We start from the raw sequence: 16898 nt of genomic DNA on the forward strand, positions 1-16898 counted from the left end.
AAGCTGTTATTTCAGCATATCGGCAGTAACGACAATTTTTGCAATGGTCGCCGGATTCGGGGAGGTACGCTCAACCACCACAGTTTCGCCTACGGAGATATCCCGCTCATCTGATTTCACAACCATAGTGTCGCCCTTATCACTGACGGAACTGTAAAAACAGGAACCATTGTCGCAACTGAAAATGTAATTCCCTTTTTTCTTGTCATCATCGATAACTTTCGCAATATAAGATGAGCCGTCGGCACTCTTCAGCTTATCTTTTGCAAACTCGACAAGAACGTAGGGAATATTATTTTCCTGGATAACTTTCAAGGATTTAACGTCGCCGTCGTTAACAACCGGATTATTTCCTTGCAGCATATCTTCGGTAACGATCAGCTCGCCGATGACGGCTGGGTTAGGCTGAGTACGTTTAACAGTGATTTTGGCCCCGGGGTGCAGGATATAAGCCGCATTACCTGTGCGTAAAGACACCTCTTTACCGTAGTTGTAGCGATATGAGTAGTAAGCTGTTGCCCCTTCCGTGGAGAAGAGATACTGCCCGTCAACTTCCACACGGTAGGCATTACCAGGAGACAACTTAGACGCATCGAGGTTGATAACGACACGCTGTTGATTATCAAACAGGGTGACAAACAACCCTTTCAGATCCGGATCACGCGCAGGCGTCGTGATGATCTCTTTCACAATGTTGCCCAGTTCATGCTCCGGCGTATCGCCGCTCAGATCCCAGACAATAGCGCCGCCGTAGCCTTCCTGATTGATGTAATCAACTTTTTCCCGGATTGACTGCGGATCGTCGTAAGTCAAAAACTCTTTAGTTGCACTATTGTACAAATAAGGCACTCGCGATTCAGGATCCCAATAACGGGTATACTGACCGTTATTCACCAGACCTTTCAGGTAATACCATGGGTTGGTACCAGTGTACTGTCCGTTGTCATCCCACTGGCCATGTATAGTAGCCGTGCCCGGCGCAAACAACCCTGGCAACCCCTTCACAATTTCGGTGGGTTCCACGTTGCCCCAACCACGTCCATACCAGGCCAGTCCCATCATCAGTTTAGATTTAGGCACTTTCCAGGTGGTGCTGTAGGCGGTCATTGCCGATGCTGAGTTGAATTCCAGATCGGCATCCTTGCTGTTGGCGAACAACGGTGAGTTGTGGCCAGTGATCGGATCAAATGCGCTATGGAAGTCATAAGACATGACGTTAACCGAATCAAGCAGCGGTACCGTCTCAGCCGGATTGATATACTGGATCTTATTGTGGTTTGCCGTTACCGCGGCAGAAAGCTGATAGTAGCGATCTTCTTTTACACCCTCGGCGTCCAGTTTAGTGCGCAGGGACTTAATCAGCCTGGTGAACTGGGTTTTCTCGGCGTCGGTATCCGGGTACTCCCAGTCGATATCAACGCCATCAAATCCCCAGGTCATCATGTAAGAGACAATGCTGTTAGCCAGCTTTTCGATACCTGCATCAGTGGCGGTTGCAGCTTCAAACTGGCCCTCTTCGGAGTTGTTCCAACCACCCACGGAGAGAATATTGGTTACGCCCGCCAGCTCCGTGCGCTGATCCAGCTCGCGCATCAAACCAGGCCCTTTTTCGGTGTCATGTGTCACTACAACGCCCTGCTTAACCACCGCAAAGCCATAATTCAGGTGCGTAATGCCAGTATAATCAATTTTATCCGGGGTAAAGTTCTTATGCGCGTCATACACGCCCCACTCCGGGAAGTAACCATAGACTTTTCGTTGTGCAGCCACTTTCCCTTTTTGCTCATTCTGAAAATCCACGGCTGCCTGGCCGGTATAAGGCGTGAAGGTAAAGGTCGCCAGAGTATTGATTTTCACTTCCTTACCCTGCAGCCATACGCTATTGCTGCCGGGCATTTCACCTGGATTTACCCACCACTGGCTGGTCCAGTAATAACCATTGTAACGAACCACCGTGCCTGCTGTAGGGTAAGACTGGGATGGATCATAGGTCTGAGAATTAATTACCTTGTCGTCTTTTACGGCCACCATGACCACGACATTACCCGGGAAGTTATTCTGATTCTCGGTGCTGTACGCCAGCCAGGTATTTCCATTGTCCTTAGATAACATCTGGCTGGCGTCAAGTCCGCTAATGGTATTCGTTTGATCGTTCGCGGTTAGTGTACCCGCAGATGCGGCGAAGGGGGTACATGCCAGCGCCATTAATAGCGCCAGGGTATGCTTTTTAAAATGCATGGTAAAATCCCTCTTTAATATATTCATGAAACTCATACTTAATACTTTTTGGTGAAAGTAGTAATAAAAAATTCAGGACCTCATACTCTCACTTTTATTGTTTCAGTGTTTACTCAAGGGATCAATTAACCTTTCCTTTAAAATTAAGATATTAATAATAAATATTAAGGTTTTCCTTAATTTGATATTTGCGATATTTATCATTTTCGCCTAAGCGTTAACGCACACAATAAAAGCATCAGCTGGAAGAATAGTTTATTTATTACAAAAGAAAATAATATACAAAAATTTGATTATTTATATTAAGCGCCGTTGTTAAACGCGCCGTAAAGGGATGAGAGGGATTAAAACAGCCAATAAACAGGAAAAAAAAATGCCAGCCACATAAGTGGCTGGCATTCATGTCACATTAACCCCGAAAGGTTAAGTTCAGCGGCAATTAGCCCAGAACTTTAGCAACAACGCCCGCGCCAACGGTACGGCCGCCTTCACGGATTGCGAAACGCAGACCGTCGTCCATCGCGATCGGGTGGATCAGGGTAACAACCATTTTGATGTTGTCGCCCGGCATTACCATCTCAACGCCTTCCGGCAGTTCGATGGTGCCAGTCACGTCAGTTGTACGGAAGTAGAACTGCGGACGGTAGCCTTTGAAGAACGGAGTATGACGGCCGCCTTCATCTTTGGACAGAATGTAAACTTCAGATTCGAATTTGGTGTGCGGCTTGATGGAACCCGGCTTAGCCAGTACCTGACCACGTTCGATTTCTTCACGTTTGATACCACGCAGCAGAACACCTACGTTCTCACCAGCACGGCCTTCGTCCAGCAGTTTGCGGAACATTTCAACGCCAGTACAGGTTGATTTCGCAGTATCTTTGATACCAACGATTTCAACTTCTTCGCCCACTTTAACGATACCGCGCTCTACACGACCGGTTACTACAGTACCACGGCCGGAGATGGAGAATACGTCTTCGATAGGCAGCAGGAACGGCTTGTCAATCGCACGCTCTGGTTCCGGGATGTAAGAATCCAGGTAGCCAGCCAGTTCGATGATTTTCTCTTCCCACTGTGCTTCGCCTTCCAGCGCTTTCAGTGCAGAACCACGTACGATCGGGGTGTCGTCGCCCGGGAAATCGTACTGAGACAGCAGTTCACGAACTTCCATCTCTACCAGTTCCAGCAGCTCTTCGTCATCAACCATGTCGCATTTGTTCAGGAACACGATGATGAACGGAACGCCTACCTGGCGACCCAGCAGGATGTGCTCACGGGTCTGCGGCATCGGGCCGTCAGTCGCAGCAACAACCAGGATTGCGCCATCCATCTGAGCAGCACCGGTGATCATGTTTTTAACATAGTCGGCGTGGCCCGGGCAGTCTACGTGTGCGTAGTGGCGAGTCGGGGTGTCGTATTCAACGTGGGAAGTGTTGATGGTGATACCACGAGCTTTTTCTTCCGGCGCGTTATCGATCTGGTCGAATGCACGAGCAGAACCACCGTAGGTTTTAGCCAGAACGGTAGTGATTGCAGCGGTCAGAGTAGTTTTACCGTGGTCAACGTGGCCGATGGTGCCCACGTTAACGTGCGGTTTTGTACGTTCAAATTTTTCTTTAGACACGGCTATATTCCTTACTATAGTGCTCCCCCCTCAAGGAGGGAGCACGGGATCAATGTTTTAAAACCTGGGCTTATTTGCCGCGGGCTTCAATTACGGCCTGAGCAACGTTGTTCGGGGCATCATCATACTTCAGGAATTCCATCGTGTATGATGCACGACCTTTGGTCAGAGAACGCAGCTGAGTCGCATATCCGAACATTTCAGACAGCGGAACTTCAGCGTGGATCTTAACGCCAGTCACGTCAGATTCCTGACCGCGCAGCATACCACGACGACGGCTCAAGTCACCGATGACGTCACCAGTGTTCTCTTCCGGCGTTTCTACTTCAACCTTCATGATTGGCTCAAGCAGAACAGGTTTTGCTTTCTTAAAGCCATCTTTAAAGGCGATAGACGCAGCCAGTTTAAACGCCAGTTCAGAGGAGTCAACGTCATGGTAAGAACCGAAGTGCAGACGCACGCCCAGATCTACTACCGGATAACCAGCCAGCGGACCAGACTTCAGCTGCTCCTGGATACCTTTATCAACGGCCGGGATATATTCGCCAGGAATCACACCACCTTTAATGTCGTTGATGAACTCATAACCTTTCGGATTTGAGCCCGGCTCCAGCGGGTACATGTCGATCACAACGTGACCGTACTGACCACGACCACCAGACTGCTTAGCGTGTTTACCTTCAATGTCGGTAACTTTCGCGCGAATCGCTTCGCGGTAAGCAACCTGAGGTTTACCCACGTTAGCTTCAACGTTGAACTCACGCTTCATACGGTCAACGATGATGTCCAGGTGAAGTTCACCCATACCAGCGATGATAGTCTGGTTAGATTCTTCGTCAGTCCATACGCGGAAAGACGGGTCTTCTTTAGCCAGACGGCCCAGAGCCAGACCCATTTTTTCCTGGTCAGCTTTGGTTTTCGGTTCTACGGCGATGGAGATTACCGGCTCCGGGAATTCCATACGTTCCAGAATGATCGGATGCTCCGGATCACACAGGGTATCACCAGTAGTCACGTCTTTCAGACCGATTGCCGCAGCAATGTCGCCCGCGCGAACTTCTTTGATCTCTTCACGTTTGTTAGCGTGCATCTGAACGATACGGCCAAAACGCTCACGAGCAGCTTTAACGGAGTTCACTACGGTATCACCGGAGTTAACCACGCCAGAGTACACGCGGAAGAAGGTCAGGTTACCCACGAACGGGTCGGTAGCAATTTTGAACGCCAGAGCAGCGAACGGCTCGTCATCACTTGCGTGACGCTCAGCCGGCGTGTCTTTACCGTCGTCCAGCATACCGTTAATTGCCGGTACGTCTGTCGGTGCTGGCAGGTAATCAATTACCGCATCCAGCATCGCCTGAACACCTTTGTTCTTAAATGCAGAACCACAGGTTACCAGGATGATTTCGTTGTTCAGAACGCGCTGACGCAGAGCAGATTTGATTTCTTCCTCGGTCAGCTCTTCGCCGCCCAGGTATTTTTCCATCAGCTCTTCAGAAGCTTCAGCAGCAGATTCGATCAGATTCTGGTGCCATTCTTCAGCCAGGTCAGCCATGTCCGCAGGGATGTCTTCGTATTCGAAGGTCACGCCCTGGTCGGCATCGTTCCAGTTGATGGCTTTCATTTTCACCAGGTCGATAACGCCGGTGAAGCCTTCTTCAGCACCAATCGCCAGCTGCAGCGGAACCGGGTTCGCGCCCAGACGGGATTTGATCTGACCAACAACTTTCAGGAAGTTAGCGCCCATGCGGTCCATTTTGTTAACGAACGCAATACGCGGAACTTTATATTTGTTTGCCTGACGCCATACGGTTTCAGACTGCGGCTGAACACCACCAACTGCGCAGTAAACCATTACAGCACCGTCAAGAACACGCATGGAACGTTCTACTTCGATGGTGAAGTCAACGTGGCCCGGGGTGTCGATGATGTTTACGCGATGCGGTTCATACTGCTTCGCCATACCAGACCAGAATGCGGTAGTCGCAGCGGAGGTAATGGTGATACCACGCTCCTGCTCCTGTTCCATCCAGTCCATAGTTGCTGCGCCGTCATGAACTTCACCGATTTTATGGTTTACACCGGTGTAGAACAGAATACGTTCGGTAGTAGTGGTTTTACCGGCGTCGATGTGCGCACTGATACCGATGTTACGGTAGCGTGCAATGGGTGTTGTACGAGCCATTTGATTCCTCTATTGCCTTTGGCGTTCAATTTAAGTAGCCCAAAGCGGGCAGCTTTTATGAAGCGCCCGCCTGGTGACTAATACTCCGAAGGGATTACCAACGGTAGTGTGCGAACGCCTTGTTGGCTTCTGCCATACGGTGAACGTCTTCACGTTTCTTAACTGCAGTACCTTTGTTCTCTGCAGCATCAGAAAGTTCGTTCGCCAGGCGGAGAGCCATGGATTTATCACCGCGTTTACGAGCAGCTTCAACGATCCAACGCATTGCCAGAGCATTGCGACGAACCGGACGTACTTCAACTGGAACCTGATAAGTTGAACCACCAACGCGACGGGACTTAACTTCTACAGTCGGACGCACGTTTTCGAGAGCAACTTCGAACGCTTCCAGGTGGCCTTTACCGCTACGTTGAGCCAGGGTCTCAAGAGCAGTGTAGACGATGGATTCTGCAGTAGATTTTTTACCATCTACCATCAGGATATTTACAAATTTAGCCAGCAGTTCTGATCCGAACTTAGGATCCGGCAGAATTTTACGCTGACCAATGACGCGACGACGTGGCATGGAAATACTCCGTTGTTAATTCAGGATTGTCCAAAACTCAAAGAGTTTAGTTTGACATTAATATAAAACGTTTGGCCTTACTTAACGGAGAACCATTAAGCCTTAGGACGTTTCACGCCATACTTGGAGCGTGATTGCTTACGGTCTTTAACGCCGGAGCAGTCGAGCGCACCACGAACGGTGTGGTAACGAACACCCGGGAGGTCTTTTACACGACCGCCACGGATCAGGATCACGGAGTGCTCCTGCAGGTTGTGACCTTCACCACCGATGTAGGAAGTCACTTCAAAACCGTTTGTCAGACGAACACGGCAAACTTTACGCAGTGCGGAGTTCGGTTTTTTCGGGGTAGTAGTGTACACACGAGTACATACACCACGTTTTTGCGGGCATGCTTCCAGCGCAGGCACGTTGCTTTTTGCAACTTTGCGAGCGCGTGGTTTGCGTACCAGCTGGTTAACTGTTGCCATTAAATAGCTCCTGGTTTTAGCTTTTGCTTCGTAAACACGTAATAAATCGACCTCATACAATATGAGGACGCAGAATTTTAGAGCTGTGCTGAAAAGGTGTCAAGAAATATACAGCGATCCACACTACCAGGACATCTGAACGGCATGTTTTACCGTCAGGCTGACGAATTCAGTATAGCTAACCCTGGCAATATTGTTCGAAATTTGACCAGAAAGGCCGCGCGCGACGACGTCTTCGTTGAGCGCATGAACCGATATGGGGGCGGCCAGCAGTAAATCAAGGTAATGCCCGCCTTCAATGCCAGCAACTACCCCGTCGGACAAAAGTAAGAGATCGTCCCCGGCCTGCATGGTACGCAGTAGCATGGTCATATCACACTGCCAGGGAGAGTGGTGCAAGGTATGCAGCATAAGGGCCTCAGAACGTCATAACCACATCAAAATCATTGAGCCGGGCACGCAGCGTATCCGGTTCAAGCGCCTGTGCGTCCAGGATCAGCGGCGTGGAGGCGGATAAGCCCCGCTCCCGTAGCGAGGCCGCGCACAGCCAGCACTGTTCGATGTCATATAATGGCAGCACCTTGAAGGTGGCGATGTAGTCACGCGCCAGGATCGCAGCGGGCTGCTGTTCTTTCAGCAACTGGAATACGCCATCGCCGATAAAAAAGACGCCGATCTCTTCAGTCAGCGCCGACATCGCCAGCAGCGCATCCAGCCCTTCCCGTCCTGCCGCTGAGCCGTGCGGCGCAGTCTTAAACACAAAAGCGACAGATTTCATCAGAATTGCACCATTCGATCGCAGGTCAGCGCGGCTTCTGCCAGCGAGCCCAGGCCGCTCAGCACAAAGCCCGGCTGTAAATTCGCGCCGGACAGTCCCAGACGGCGGGCTTCGGTTTCGTCCGTCACGCCACGACGCAGCGCGGCCGCCACGCAGATATGCAGCGCCACCTGATGCTCCGTCTGCAACTGTTGCCAGGCACGCACCAGATCGAATTCATCGCTGGCCGGGGCAGTAAGCTGATTGGCGTTATAAACGCCTTCACGATAGAAAAACACGCTGACCAGTTCATGACCGGCAGCCAGCACCGCCCGGGCAAACTGCCACGCGCTGCTGGCCTGCTGCGTGCCATAGGCAGGGCCTGTGACGAGAATGGCGAAACGCATTACTTCTCTTGCCCCAGGAAATCGCCGCTTTTGAACTGGCGAATATAGAGATAAACCGTGTGCTTGGAGATGTTCAGACGGTCTGCCACCTGATTAATGGCGTCCTTGATATCGAAAATGCCTTTTTCGTAAAGATTCAAAACGATCTGACGATTTTTTGCGTTATTAGAGACGTTGCGATCGGCGTTAACTTCTTCGATGGTGAACTCCAGCGTTTGCGTGACCAGATCTTCCACCGAGGAGGCGAAGTTAACGGACGAACTGACGTCCGGCGTTTCCGGCGGCACAAAGGTGCTCATAATCTGTGAGAACGGCACATCGAGATTCATGTTGATACACAGCAAACCGATAACCCGCTGGTTACGGTTGCGGATGGCGATAGTTTCAGACTTCATCAGTACGCCGCTTTTGGCGCGCGTAAAATAGCATTTGGAGACGCTGCTATCCGCACCGGTCATGTCATGCAGCATACGCAGGGCAAGATCGGTGATCGGCGATCCGATTTTGCGGCCGGTGTGTTCACCGTTAGCAATGCGAATGGCGGAGCATTTAAGATCCTGCAACGAGTGCAATACAATTTCACAGTGGGAGCCAATGAGCATCGCTAACCCGTCCACTACCGCTTCGTAGGATTTGAGGATATCGAAGTCAGTCTGATCGAAGGGACGTTGATCCAGCAAATCAAGCTCACTGGTTTCGTTGGTTAATAGCGACCTGGACATGAAAAAAAACACTCCTTTTCAGGAGCCTGTCGTTAACTTTTCAGGGCAGGCTCATCATTTACACGGACAACTAAGTTAATACAGCGCGGGCAATGCTTGCCAGCGTTAATTAACTCCGCGGCGCTGTAGGACACAGACGCGTCAGGTAGAGTATATATCGGCCCTGCAATAAAAAACCGCCGCCCATTCAGGCGGCGGCTTTCAGCGTGCTTACTTCTTATCCGCGTCAGCTGCTTTTTCAGCCGGTGCGGCTTCCGCCTGCGCTTCCGCTTTCGGTGCTGGTTTGATGTCTAACAGCTCAACATCAAAGACCAAGGTGGAGTTAGCCGGGATACCCGGAACGCCGTTTTTACCGTAAGCCAGCGCCGGTGGGATAACCAGCTTGATTTTGCCGCCTTTCTTGATGTTTTTCAGGCCTTCAGTCCAGCCTGGGATCACGCCGTCCAGACGGAATGACAGCGGCTCGCCACGGGTGTAGGAGTTGTCGAACTCTTTACCGTCGATCAGCGTACCTTTGTAGTTCACGACTACGGTGTCGCTGTCTTTCGGCGCATCGCCGGTGCCTTCTTTCTCTACTTTGTAAAGCAGGCCGGTAGAGGAGGTTTTCACGCCTTTCTCTTTAGCAAAGGTGTCGCGGTAAGCTTTACCTTTGTTTTCGTTATCTGCTGCGTCTTTGTCCATCTTCGCCTGAGCAGAAGATTTCACACGCGTTTCGAAAGCCTGTAAGGTCTGTTCAATTTCCTGATCGGACAATTTGCTCTTATCAGCAAAGGCGTCCTGAACACCCGCGATCAGCTGATCTTTATCCAGCTTGATACCCAGTTTTTCCTGTTCTTTCAGGGAGTTTTCCATGTAACGACCCAGCGATGCGCCAAGCGCATAAGCCGATTTCTGGTCATCATTTTTGAATGCAGACTTGCTGTCTGCCGCAGGTGCGGCTTTCGCAGCGGTATCCGCAGCGAAGGTCAGCGGAGCATTCAATGCGACAGCCATCGTCGTTGCCAGCAGCGTTACTTTTAACAGTGATTTCATCCATTTCTCCAGGGCCGGGGGGATCCCCCTTGTTAACTTATTAAGAAGCGTACTATAAAACGTTGCGGAGAAAATCAACATATGGACTTCCCCGATAATCGCTTCTTTTGAGACTATTTTTGTTTAAATTAGTTTCTTCAGGACGTCCGGTTGCTGCGCGAGGGCGTAAACTTCAGTAGAATCCGCCCGCCGCCTGGCCCGATAACAACGACGACAAAAGAGGTGAATGATGCAGGAAATGACGCTGGAAGCGCGACTGGCAGAACTGGAAAGTCGTCTGGCTTTTCAGGAAATAACCATTGAAGAACTCAACCTCACGGTCACCGCCCATGAACTGGAGATGGCGAAAATGCGCGAGCATCTGCGTTTGATGGCAGACAAACTCAAAGCCAGCCAGCCATCGCACATCGCGTCCCAGTCAGAAGAGACGCCGCCGCCCCACTATTAAGGCGTAAAAAAAGCGGGAAGATCCCGCTTTTTTGATCGTACAGCGCCGGAGCGCTAACGCATTAGTGGCAACCGCAGCCGCCGTGACCGCCGCAACCACCTTTACCGTGGTCGTGGTCATGACCGTGATCGTGGCCATGGCCGCCGCAGCAACCGTCACCGTGTTCATGGTCGTGATGATGATCGTGGGCACCGTGAACGTGGCCGTGAGCCAGTTCTTCTGCCGTTGCTTCACGAATGGCAACCACTTCAACGTTGAACTTCAGGTTCTGACCGGCCAGCATATGGTTACCGTCAACCACAACGTGATCGTCTTCCACTTCAGTGATTTCAACCGGTACCGGACCCTGGTCAGTTTCAGCCAGGAAACGCATGCCAACCTGCAGCTCGTCAACGCCCATGAAGACATCTTTCGGTACGCGCTGTACCAGATTGTCGTCGTACTGACCGTAAGCTTCGTTTGCGGTAACAGCTACATCAAATTTGTCGCCAGGTTCGTGACCTTCCAGCGCGGTTTCCAGACCAGAGATCAGGGAACCGTGACCGTGCAGGTAGTCCAGCGGCGCACTCACCGGAGACTCATCAACCAATACACCGTCTTCTGTACGTACCTGATAGGCCAGGCTGACCACCAGGTCTTTTGCTACTTTCATGATATCTCCTGAGCGTGGGAAAATTGCTGGCGCAGATTGTAACGGAATTCTGCCCCTGTGTACCCTTAAGCATAAAAAAAGCTGGGGTATATCGCTAGTCCGGATGAAAAATGCCGATCACTTGCTCTTCTTTGCGAACATGCTCGCGGGCTTCTTTATCCGCTTCGCGCATCTGATGACCGCACTTAACACACTCAACGACATCAACATTATTTTCCCGCCACATGGCCAGCGTATCCTGCGCCTGGCAGGCCGGGCATTTCGCACCGGCGATAAAGCGTTTACGTATTGTCATAATTTTGCCTCACTCGAATTCATCCCAGCCGTCAAACTGCCGCCGCTCCTGCTGCATCTCGCGCTGGAAAATCTCTTCCAGCTCGCGGCGCGCTTCCCGGACGCGGGAGATTTGGGCCGTATCAGTATGCACCGGCATCAGTTCGCGCAACATGCGCATATCCAGACGGCGGAAGTGCAGCTGCGCGCGCTGGGCCTGATGGGGATGCACGCCCAGCGTAATCAGCGCCTTGCGTCCCAGCTCCAGCGCACTGGAGAAGGTTTCGCGGGAGAACTGCGTCACGCCCGCCTGTAACAGTTCATGCGCTTCCACACGGCCACGCGCACGGGCGAGGATCGCCAGATGCGGGAAGTGCTGCTGGCAGATTTCCACCAGCTTCATGGTGTCTTCCGGCTCATTACAGGTGATGACGATAGACTTCGCCGCCTCCGCGCCCGCCGAGCGCAGCAGCTCCACCTGAGTGGCATCGCCGTAATAGACTTTGTAGCCGTATTTTCGCATCAGGTTGACTGCGCTGATATCCCGCTCCAGCACCGTGATGCGCATTTTGTTCGCCATCAGCAGACGCCCGATCACCTGACCGAAACGCCCAAAGCCGACAACAATCACCTGCGGCTTATCATCCTCTACCCACGGCGCTTCGTCCTCATCTTCCGGGCCGTTAAAGTGCCGTGACAGCTGTTTATCGACGATTTTCATCACCAGCGGCGTGGTCATCATCGACAGCGTCACCGTCACCAGTAGCAGGGCCATCTGATCATTGTGGAACAATCTTTGGGATGACGCCGCCGAAAAGAGCACAAAAGCAAACTCCCCGCCCTGGCTGAGCACCCCGGCAAACTGCATCCGCTCGGAACGCCGCAGTCCGTACAGGCGCGCCAGGCCGTACAGCACCAGCCCTTTCACCACCACCAGCACAATGACGCTGACCAGCACCCACAGCAGATGGGTATAAAGAATGCCTAAATTGAGCGACATGCCGACGGAGATAAAAAACAGCCCCAGCAGCAGCCCCTTAAAGGGATCGATAGCCATTTCCAGCTCATGACGGTACTCGCTTTCCGCCAGCAGCACCCCGGCGATAAAAGTGCCCAGCGCCATCGACAGCCCGAGAGCGTCCATAAATAGCGCCGAACCCAGCACCAGCAACAGCGTGGCGGCGGTAAACACCTCCCGCACGCCGGAACCGGCAATATAACGAAACACCGGACGCAGCAGATAACGACCGCCCACCAGCATCCCGCCGAAGGCCAGCACTTTCATGCCGATTTTCATCCAGTCCAGATGTTCATCGGCGTTACCCGCCAGCAGCGGCGCCAGCGCCAGCGCCGGGATCACAGCCAGATCCTGGAACAGCAACACCGAGAATCCGAGCTGGCCGCCTTCGTTGCGGTTCATGCCTTTATCGCGCATCAACTGCAACGCCATGGCCGTTGAGGACATCGCCAGCCCCAGGCCGCCGATCACCGCCGCCTGCCACGAAAACTCCGTCAACATCAGCAGCCCGGCGAGGATCGCCGCGCTCAGCAACACCTGCGCCGCCCCGATACCGAAAATCGATTGCCGCAGTTGCCACAGTTTGGACGGGTTCAGCTCCAGGCCGATGATAAACATCAGGAACACCACGCCAAGCTCGGAGAAATGCAGAATTTCATCCACATCGCTGATAAACCCGAGGCCCCACGGCCCGATGGCAATCCCCGCCAGCAGATAACCCAGCACCGCGCCGATGCCCAGTCTCGCCGCCAGCGGTACCGCCGCCACGGCGGCAAACAGGAACAGCACGCCTGCCAGTAACAGATCGGAACCTTCCATCACAGGCCTCCTGTGGCGACAGGCGCCGCCAGCCAGTCACCGTAAGCTCTGGCATGGCTCGCCAGCTCCTCCGGCGGTTGCCGACGCGCATGATAGATAATCATCGGCGTAAGCCAGTGCATTTTGCACATGGCCGCCGTCAGTTCGAAGGGGCGCAGAATATCGCTCATCGGATAGCGGTTAAGGGCGTCATAGCGGTAAGCACTCTCCGGCTCACCGGTCGTAATGACGCTACGCCAGTACTTTCCCGCCAGTTGATTTCCCCCCGGCCCGCTGGCAAAGCCGCGGCTCAGTACGCGATCCAGCCACTCTTTCAGCAGCGCCGGACAGCTATAGGTATAGAGGGGATGCTGAAACACGATCACATCATGCTCGCGCAGCAGCGCCTGCTCATGGGGAATATCAATAAAGAAATCAGGGTAATGCGCATAGAGATCATGCACGGTGACATTACTGAGTTGCGTTGCCGGTTTAAGTAAGAGCCGGTTGGCGACCGAATCTCCGGATTCCGGATGGGCATATAACAGCAATACTTTCGCTGTTGGTGGCATCATTCCCCTCCCGGGCGTCGTGCACGTCATTCTAATGATTTTGTGTCCAGGCTTCGTTTTGGGCTACCATGGCGCCCCGGTGCGGCACATTGCCCACTACCCTAAAATATCATAATGACAAATTAATATAGTCGGAACATAACGGCGCTCTATGATTGTTTTCTCCTCGTTACAAATTCGTCGCGGCGTACGCGTCCTGCTGGACAATGCCACTGCCACCATCAATCCCGGCCAGAAGGTCGGACTGGTGGGAAAAAACGGCTGCGGGAAATCCACGCTGCTGGCGCTGTTAAAAAATGAACTCAGCGCCGACGGCGGCAGCTTCACCTATCCGGCAAACTGGCAGCTGGCGTGGGTTAATCAGGAAACCCCGGCGCTGAGCGAACCCGCGCTGGATTACGTGATTGACGGCGACCGCCAGTACCGGCAGTTTGAAGCTGAGCTCAACGCCGCTAACGAACGTAACGATGGGCACGCGATTGCCACGGTGCACGGCAAGCTCGACGCCATCGACGCCTGGACCATCCGCTCCCGCGCGTCCAGCCTGCTGCACGGCCTCGGTTTTTCAAATGAACAGCTTGAGCGCCCGGTGAGCGACTTCTCCGGCGGCTGGCGTATGCGTCTAAACCTGGCGCAGGCGCTGATTTGCCGTTCCGATTTACTGCTGCTCGATGAACCCACCAACCACCTTGATCTCGACGCGGTGATCTGGCTGGAGAAATGGCTGAAAAGCTATCAGGGCACGCTGATTTTGATTTCTCACGACCGTGATTTCCTCGATCCGGTGGTGGACAAAATTATCCATATCGAACAGCAAAACATGTTCGAATACACCGGCAACTACAGCGCCTTCGAGCGCCAGCGCGCGACGCGCCTTGCCCAGCAACAGGCCACTTACGAAAGCCAGCAGGCGCGGGTGGCGCATCTGCAAAGCTTTATCGATCGTTTCAAAGCCAAAGCCAGCAAAGCCAAACAGGCGCAAAGCCGCGTGAAAATGCTGGAGCGCATGGAGCTTATCGCCCCGGCGCACGTGGATAACCCGTTCCACTTCAGCTTCCGCGCCCCTGAAAGCCTGCCGAATCCGTTGCTGAAAATGGAAAAGGTCAGCGCCGGTTATGGCGATCGCACCATTCTTGATTCCATCAAGCTCAACCTGGTTCCCGGTTCGCGCATCGGTCTGCTGGGGCGTAACGGCGCGGGTAAATCGACGCTGATCAAATTACTGGCGGGCGAGCTAAACCCGGTAAGCGGTGAGATTGGTCTGGCGAAAGGTATCAAGCTGGGTTACTTCGCCCAGCATCAGCTGGAATTTTTACGCGCGGATGAATCCCCAATCCAGCACCTGGCGCGCATTGCGCCGCAGGAGCTGGAGCAGAAGCTGCGCGATTACCTCGGCGGCTTCGGTTTCCAGGGCGATAAAGTCAGTGAAGTGACCGGCCGCTTCTCCGGCGGCGAAAAAGCCCGTCTGGTGCTGGCGCTCATCGTCTGGCAGCGCCCTAACCTGCTGCTGCTCGATGAACCGACCAACCACCTGGATCTGGATATGCGCCAGGCGCTCACCGAAGCGCTGATCGAATTCGAAGGCGCGCTGGTGGTGGTGTCGCACGATCGTCACCTGTTACGCTCCACCACCGATGAGTTTTATCTGGTGCACGGCGGTAAAGTCGAGGCCTTCGACGGCGATCTGGAAGACTATCAGCAGTGGCTGAGCGACATCCAGAAACTGGAAAACCAGCCTGCCGAAGGCGCGAAAGAGAACGCCAACAGCGCCCAGTCGCGTAAAGATCAGAAGCGCCGCGAAGCGGAACTGCGCACCCAGACGCAGCCGCTGCGCAAAGAGATCGCCCGTCTGGAAAAAGAGATGGAGAAGTTCCAGGCACAGCAGGCCGCGGCGGAAGAAAAACTGAGCGACAGCGGGCTGTACGACCAGAGCCGCAAAGCCGAACTCACCGCCTGTTTACAGGCGCAGGCCAGCGCGAAAGCCGGGCTTGAAGAGTGTGAAATGGCATGGCTGGACGCCCAGGAACAGCTGGAGGCTATGCTGCAAAGCGACTGACCATGAGCCACGACATCCTCAGTGAGATCACGTTTCGCAAGCTCGCCATTTTCATGACCTTTATGGAAAAGGGGAACATTGCCCGCACCGCAGAAGCGCTGGCGTTAAGCGGCGTGAGCGTACATCGCGCGCTGCATACGCTGGAAGAAAACGTGCGCTGCCCACTGTTCGTGCATAAAGGTCGCACCCTGATGCCGCTGCCCGCGGCCTGGACGCTGCTGGAGTATTGTCAGGAAGTCACGCAACTGATGACGCGTGGTCTGGAAGAGGCGCGCAAAGAAGCAGGCGTCGGCCAGGGGCGGCTGCGTGTCGGCACGCTCTACTCGCTGACGCTGGAAACCGTGCCGCGTCTGATCATGGGCATGAAGCTGCGCCGGCCGGAGCTGGAGATGGCGCTGACCATGGGTTCTAACGAAACCCTGCTGCACATGCTGGACGCCGGGGAGCTGGACGCGATTATCATTTCGCTGTCAGAGGCGCAAATCGATCGCAACAGCCTCGAAGTGTTGCCGCTGTTTCACGATGATATTTTCCTCGCCGCGCCCGCGTCGGCCACGCTCAACATGTCAGCACCTGCCGATTTACGCGATTACCGCCAGCAAAAATTTGTCTCGCTGGCGGAAGGTTTCGCCACCTACGCAGGCTTTCAGGAAGCCTTTCACATTGCCGGTTTTGAGCCGGAGATCGTTACGCGCGTAAACGACATTTTCTCGATGCTGAGTCTGGTGCAGGCAGGCGTTGGTTTTACCCTGATGCCGGGCCGCATGAAGAAAGTGTATGAAAACTCGGTGCAGCTGTTAAAGCTCGCCGAGCCGTACCAGATGCAGCAGTTGATCGCCATCGTCTTTCCTCGCAACCGCGAGCACGATCCGAATCTGCTGGCGCTCGCCGCCGAAGGCCGCATGTACGCCCGCAGTTTGCAGGAACCGGGTGGCTGAGTTGAACCTGTCGGGTGGCGCTTCGCTTATCTGACCTGCATAATTTTATGACGGACCCTTTTGCCGGGTGGCGGCTGCGCCTGACCCGGCCTACGCGATCTGCAAGCTATGTCGTTGTAGGCCCGGCAAGCCTGCGCCGCCGG

The 16898-nt window shown here is 53.6% G+C and carries 17 protein-coding genes; 3 read left to right on the forward strand and 14 right to left on the reverse strand.

Annotated elements, in window-relative coordinates; translation table 11 throughout:
• Positions 1–6: 6 nt before the first annotated feature.
• The 10 genes from BMF08_RS03695 to fkpA form a co-directional block, all read right to left on the reverse strand.
• Positions 7–2238 carry a glycosyl hydrolase family 18 protein gene (locus BMF08_RS03695; RefSeq protein WP_072571592.1) on the reverse strand — a complete coding sequence of 744 codons (2232 nt, stop codon included), beginning with the start codon at positions 2236–2238 and terminating at the stop codon, positions 7–9.
• 439 nt (positions 2239–2677) lie between these two features.
• Positions 2678–3862 (reverse strand): elongation factor Tu, encoded by a 1185-nt coding sequence (gene tuf / locus BMF08_RS03700; RefSeq protein WP_105310573.1) that lies wholly within the window; start codon positions 3860–3862, stop codon positions 2678–2680.
• A 70-nt stretch (positions 3863–3932) separates the two neighbouring features.
• Positions 3933–6047 carry an elongation factor G gene (gene fusA / locus BMF08_RS03705; RefSeq protein ID WP_072571287.1) on the reverse strand — a complete coding sequence of 705 codons (2115 nt, stop codon included), beginning with the start codon at positions 6045–6047 and terminating at the stop codon, positions 3933–3935.
• A 94-nt stretch (positions 6048–6141) separates the two neighbouring features.
• A complete protein-coding gene (gene rpsG / locus BMF08_RS03710; RefSeq protein ID WP_072571286.1) occupies positions 6142–6612 on the reverse strand; it encodes a 30S ribosomal protein S7 in 471 nt (156 codons plus the stop codon).
• 95 nt (positions 6613–6707) lie between these two features.
• On the reverse strand, positions 6708–7082 hold the full coding sequence (gene rpsL / locus BMF08_RS03715; RefSeq protein WP_003023654.1) for a 30S ribosomal protein S12: 375 nt from the start codon (positions 7080–7082) through the stop codon (positions 6708–6710).
• A gap of 123 nt (positions 7083–7205) precedes the next feature.
• Positions 7206–7493 (reverse strand): sulfurtransferase complex subunit TusB, encoded by a 288-nt coding sequence (gene tusB, locus BMF08_RS03720; RefSeq protein WP_072571285.1) that lies wholly within the window; start codon positions 7491–7493, stop codon positions 7206–7208.
• 7 nt (positions 7494–7500) lie between these two features.
• Positions 7501–7860, reverse strand: coding sequence for a sulfurtransferase complex subunit TusC (gene tusC / locus BMF08_RS03725; protein WP_072571284.1), 360 nt, complete (start codon positions 7858–7860; stop codon positions 7501–7503).
• Entirely contained in the window at positions 7860–8246 is a 387-nt protein-coding gene (tusD, locus tag BMF08_RS03730; RefSeq protein ID WP_072571283.1) for a sulfurtransferase complex subunit TusD, read from the reverse strand. The genes tusC and tusD overlap by 1 nt, the downstream gene beginning before the upstream one ends.
• Positions 8246–8968: a helix-turn-helix transcriptional regulator gene (locus tag BMF08_RS03735; protein WP_072571282.1), complete on the reverse strand. Its 723-nt coding sequence runs from the start codon at positions 8966–8968 to the stop codon at positions 8246–8248. The genes tusD and BMF08_RS03735 overlap by 1 nt, the downstream gene beginning before the upstream one ends.
• Before the next feature lie 210 nt (positions 8969–9178).
• On the reverse strand, positions 9179–10000 hold the full coding sequence (gene fkpA, locus BMF08_RS03740; RefSeq protein WP_072571281.1) for an FKBP-type peptidyl-prolyl cis-trans isomerase: 822 nt from the start codon (positions 9998–10000) through the stop codon (positions 9179–9181).
• 229 nt (positions 10001–10229) lie between these two features.
• Here fkpA and BMF08_RS03745 point away from each other — a divergent pair, with 229 nt between their 5' ends.
• Positions 10230–10448 (forward strand): protein SlyX, encoded by a 219-nt coding sequence (locus BMF08_RS03745; protein ID WP_072571280.1) that lies wholly within the window; start codon positions 10230–10232, stop codon positions 10446–10448.
• 61 nt (positions 10449–10509) lie between these two features.
• On the opposite strand, the gene slyD is transcribed toward BMF08_RS03745, so the two are convergent.
• From slyD to kefG, 4 genes are all read right to left on the reverse strand, one after another.
• Positions 10510–11100: a peptidylprolyl isomerase gene (slyD, locus tag BMF08_RS03750; RefSeq protein ID WP_072571279.1), complete on the reverse strand. Its 591-nt coding sequence runs from the start codon at positions 11098–11100 to the stop codon at positions 10510–10512.
• Between the two features lie 94 nt (positions 11101–11194).
• Entirely contained in the window at positions 11195–11395 is a 201-nt protein-coding gene (locus tag BMF08_RS03755; protein ID WP_072571278.1) for a YheV family putative zinc ribbon protein, read from the reverse strand.
• Positions 11396–11404: 9 nt separating this feature from the next.
• On the reverse strand, positions 11405–13210 hold the full coding sequence (gene kefB, locus BMF08_RS03760) for a glutathione-regulated potassium-efflux system protein KefB (protein ID WP_072571277.1): 1806 nt from the start codon (positions 13208–13210) through the stop codon (positions 11405–11407).
• A complete protein-coding gene (gene kefG, locus BMF08_RS03765) occupies positions 13210–13761 on the reverse strand; it encodes a glutathione-regulated potassium-efflux system ancillary protein KefG (RefSeq protein WP_072571303.1) in 552 nt (183 codons plus the stop codon). The genes kefB and kefG overlap by 1 nt, the downstream gene beginning before the upstream one ends.
• Before the next feature lie 151 nt (positions 13762–13912).
• Here kefG and BMF08_RS03770 point away from each other — a divergent pair, with 151 nt between their 5' ends.
• Positions 13913–15817, forward strand: coding sequence for an ABC transporter ATP-binding protein (locus BMF08_RS03770; RefSeq protein WP_072571276.1), 1905 nt, complete (start codon positions 13913–13915; stop codon positions 15815–15817).
• Between the two features lie 2 nt (positions 15818–15819).
• The gene (locus BMF08_RS03775) at positions 15820–16755 is read left to right on the forward strand and encodes a LysR family transcriptional regulator (RefSeq protein ID WP_072571275.1); all 936 of its coding nucleotides are present in this window, start codon (positions 15820–15822) and stop codon (positions 16753–16755) included.
• Positions 16756–16898: the final 143 nt, after the last annotated feature.

The sequence above is a fragment of the Enterobacter sp. SA187 genome (assembly GCF_001888805.2).
Lineage (GTDB): Bacteria > Pseudomonadota > Gammaproteobacteria > Enterobacterales > Enterobacteriaceae > Enterobacter_D.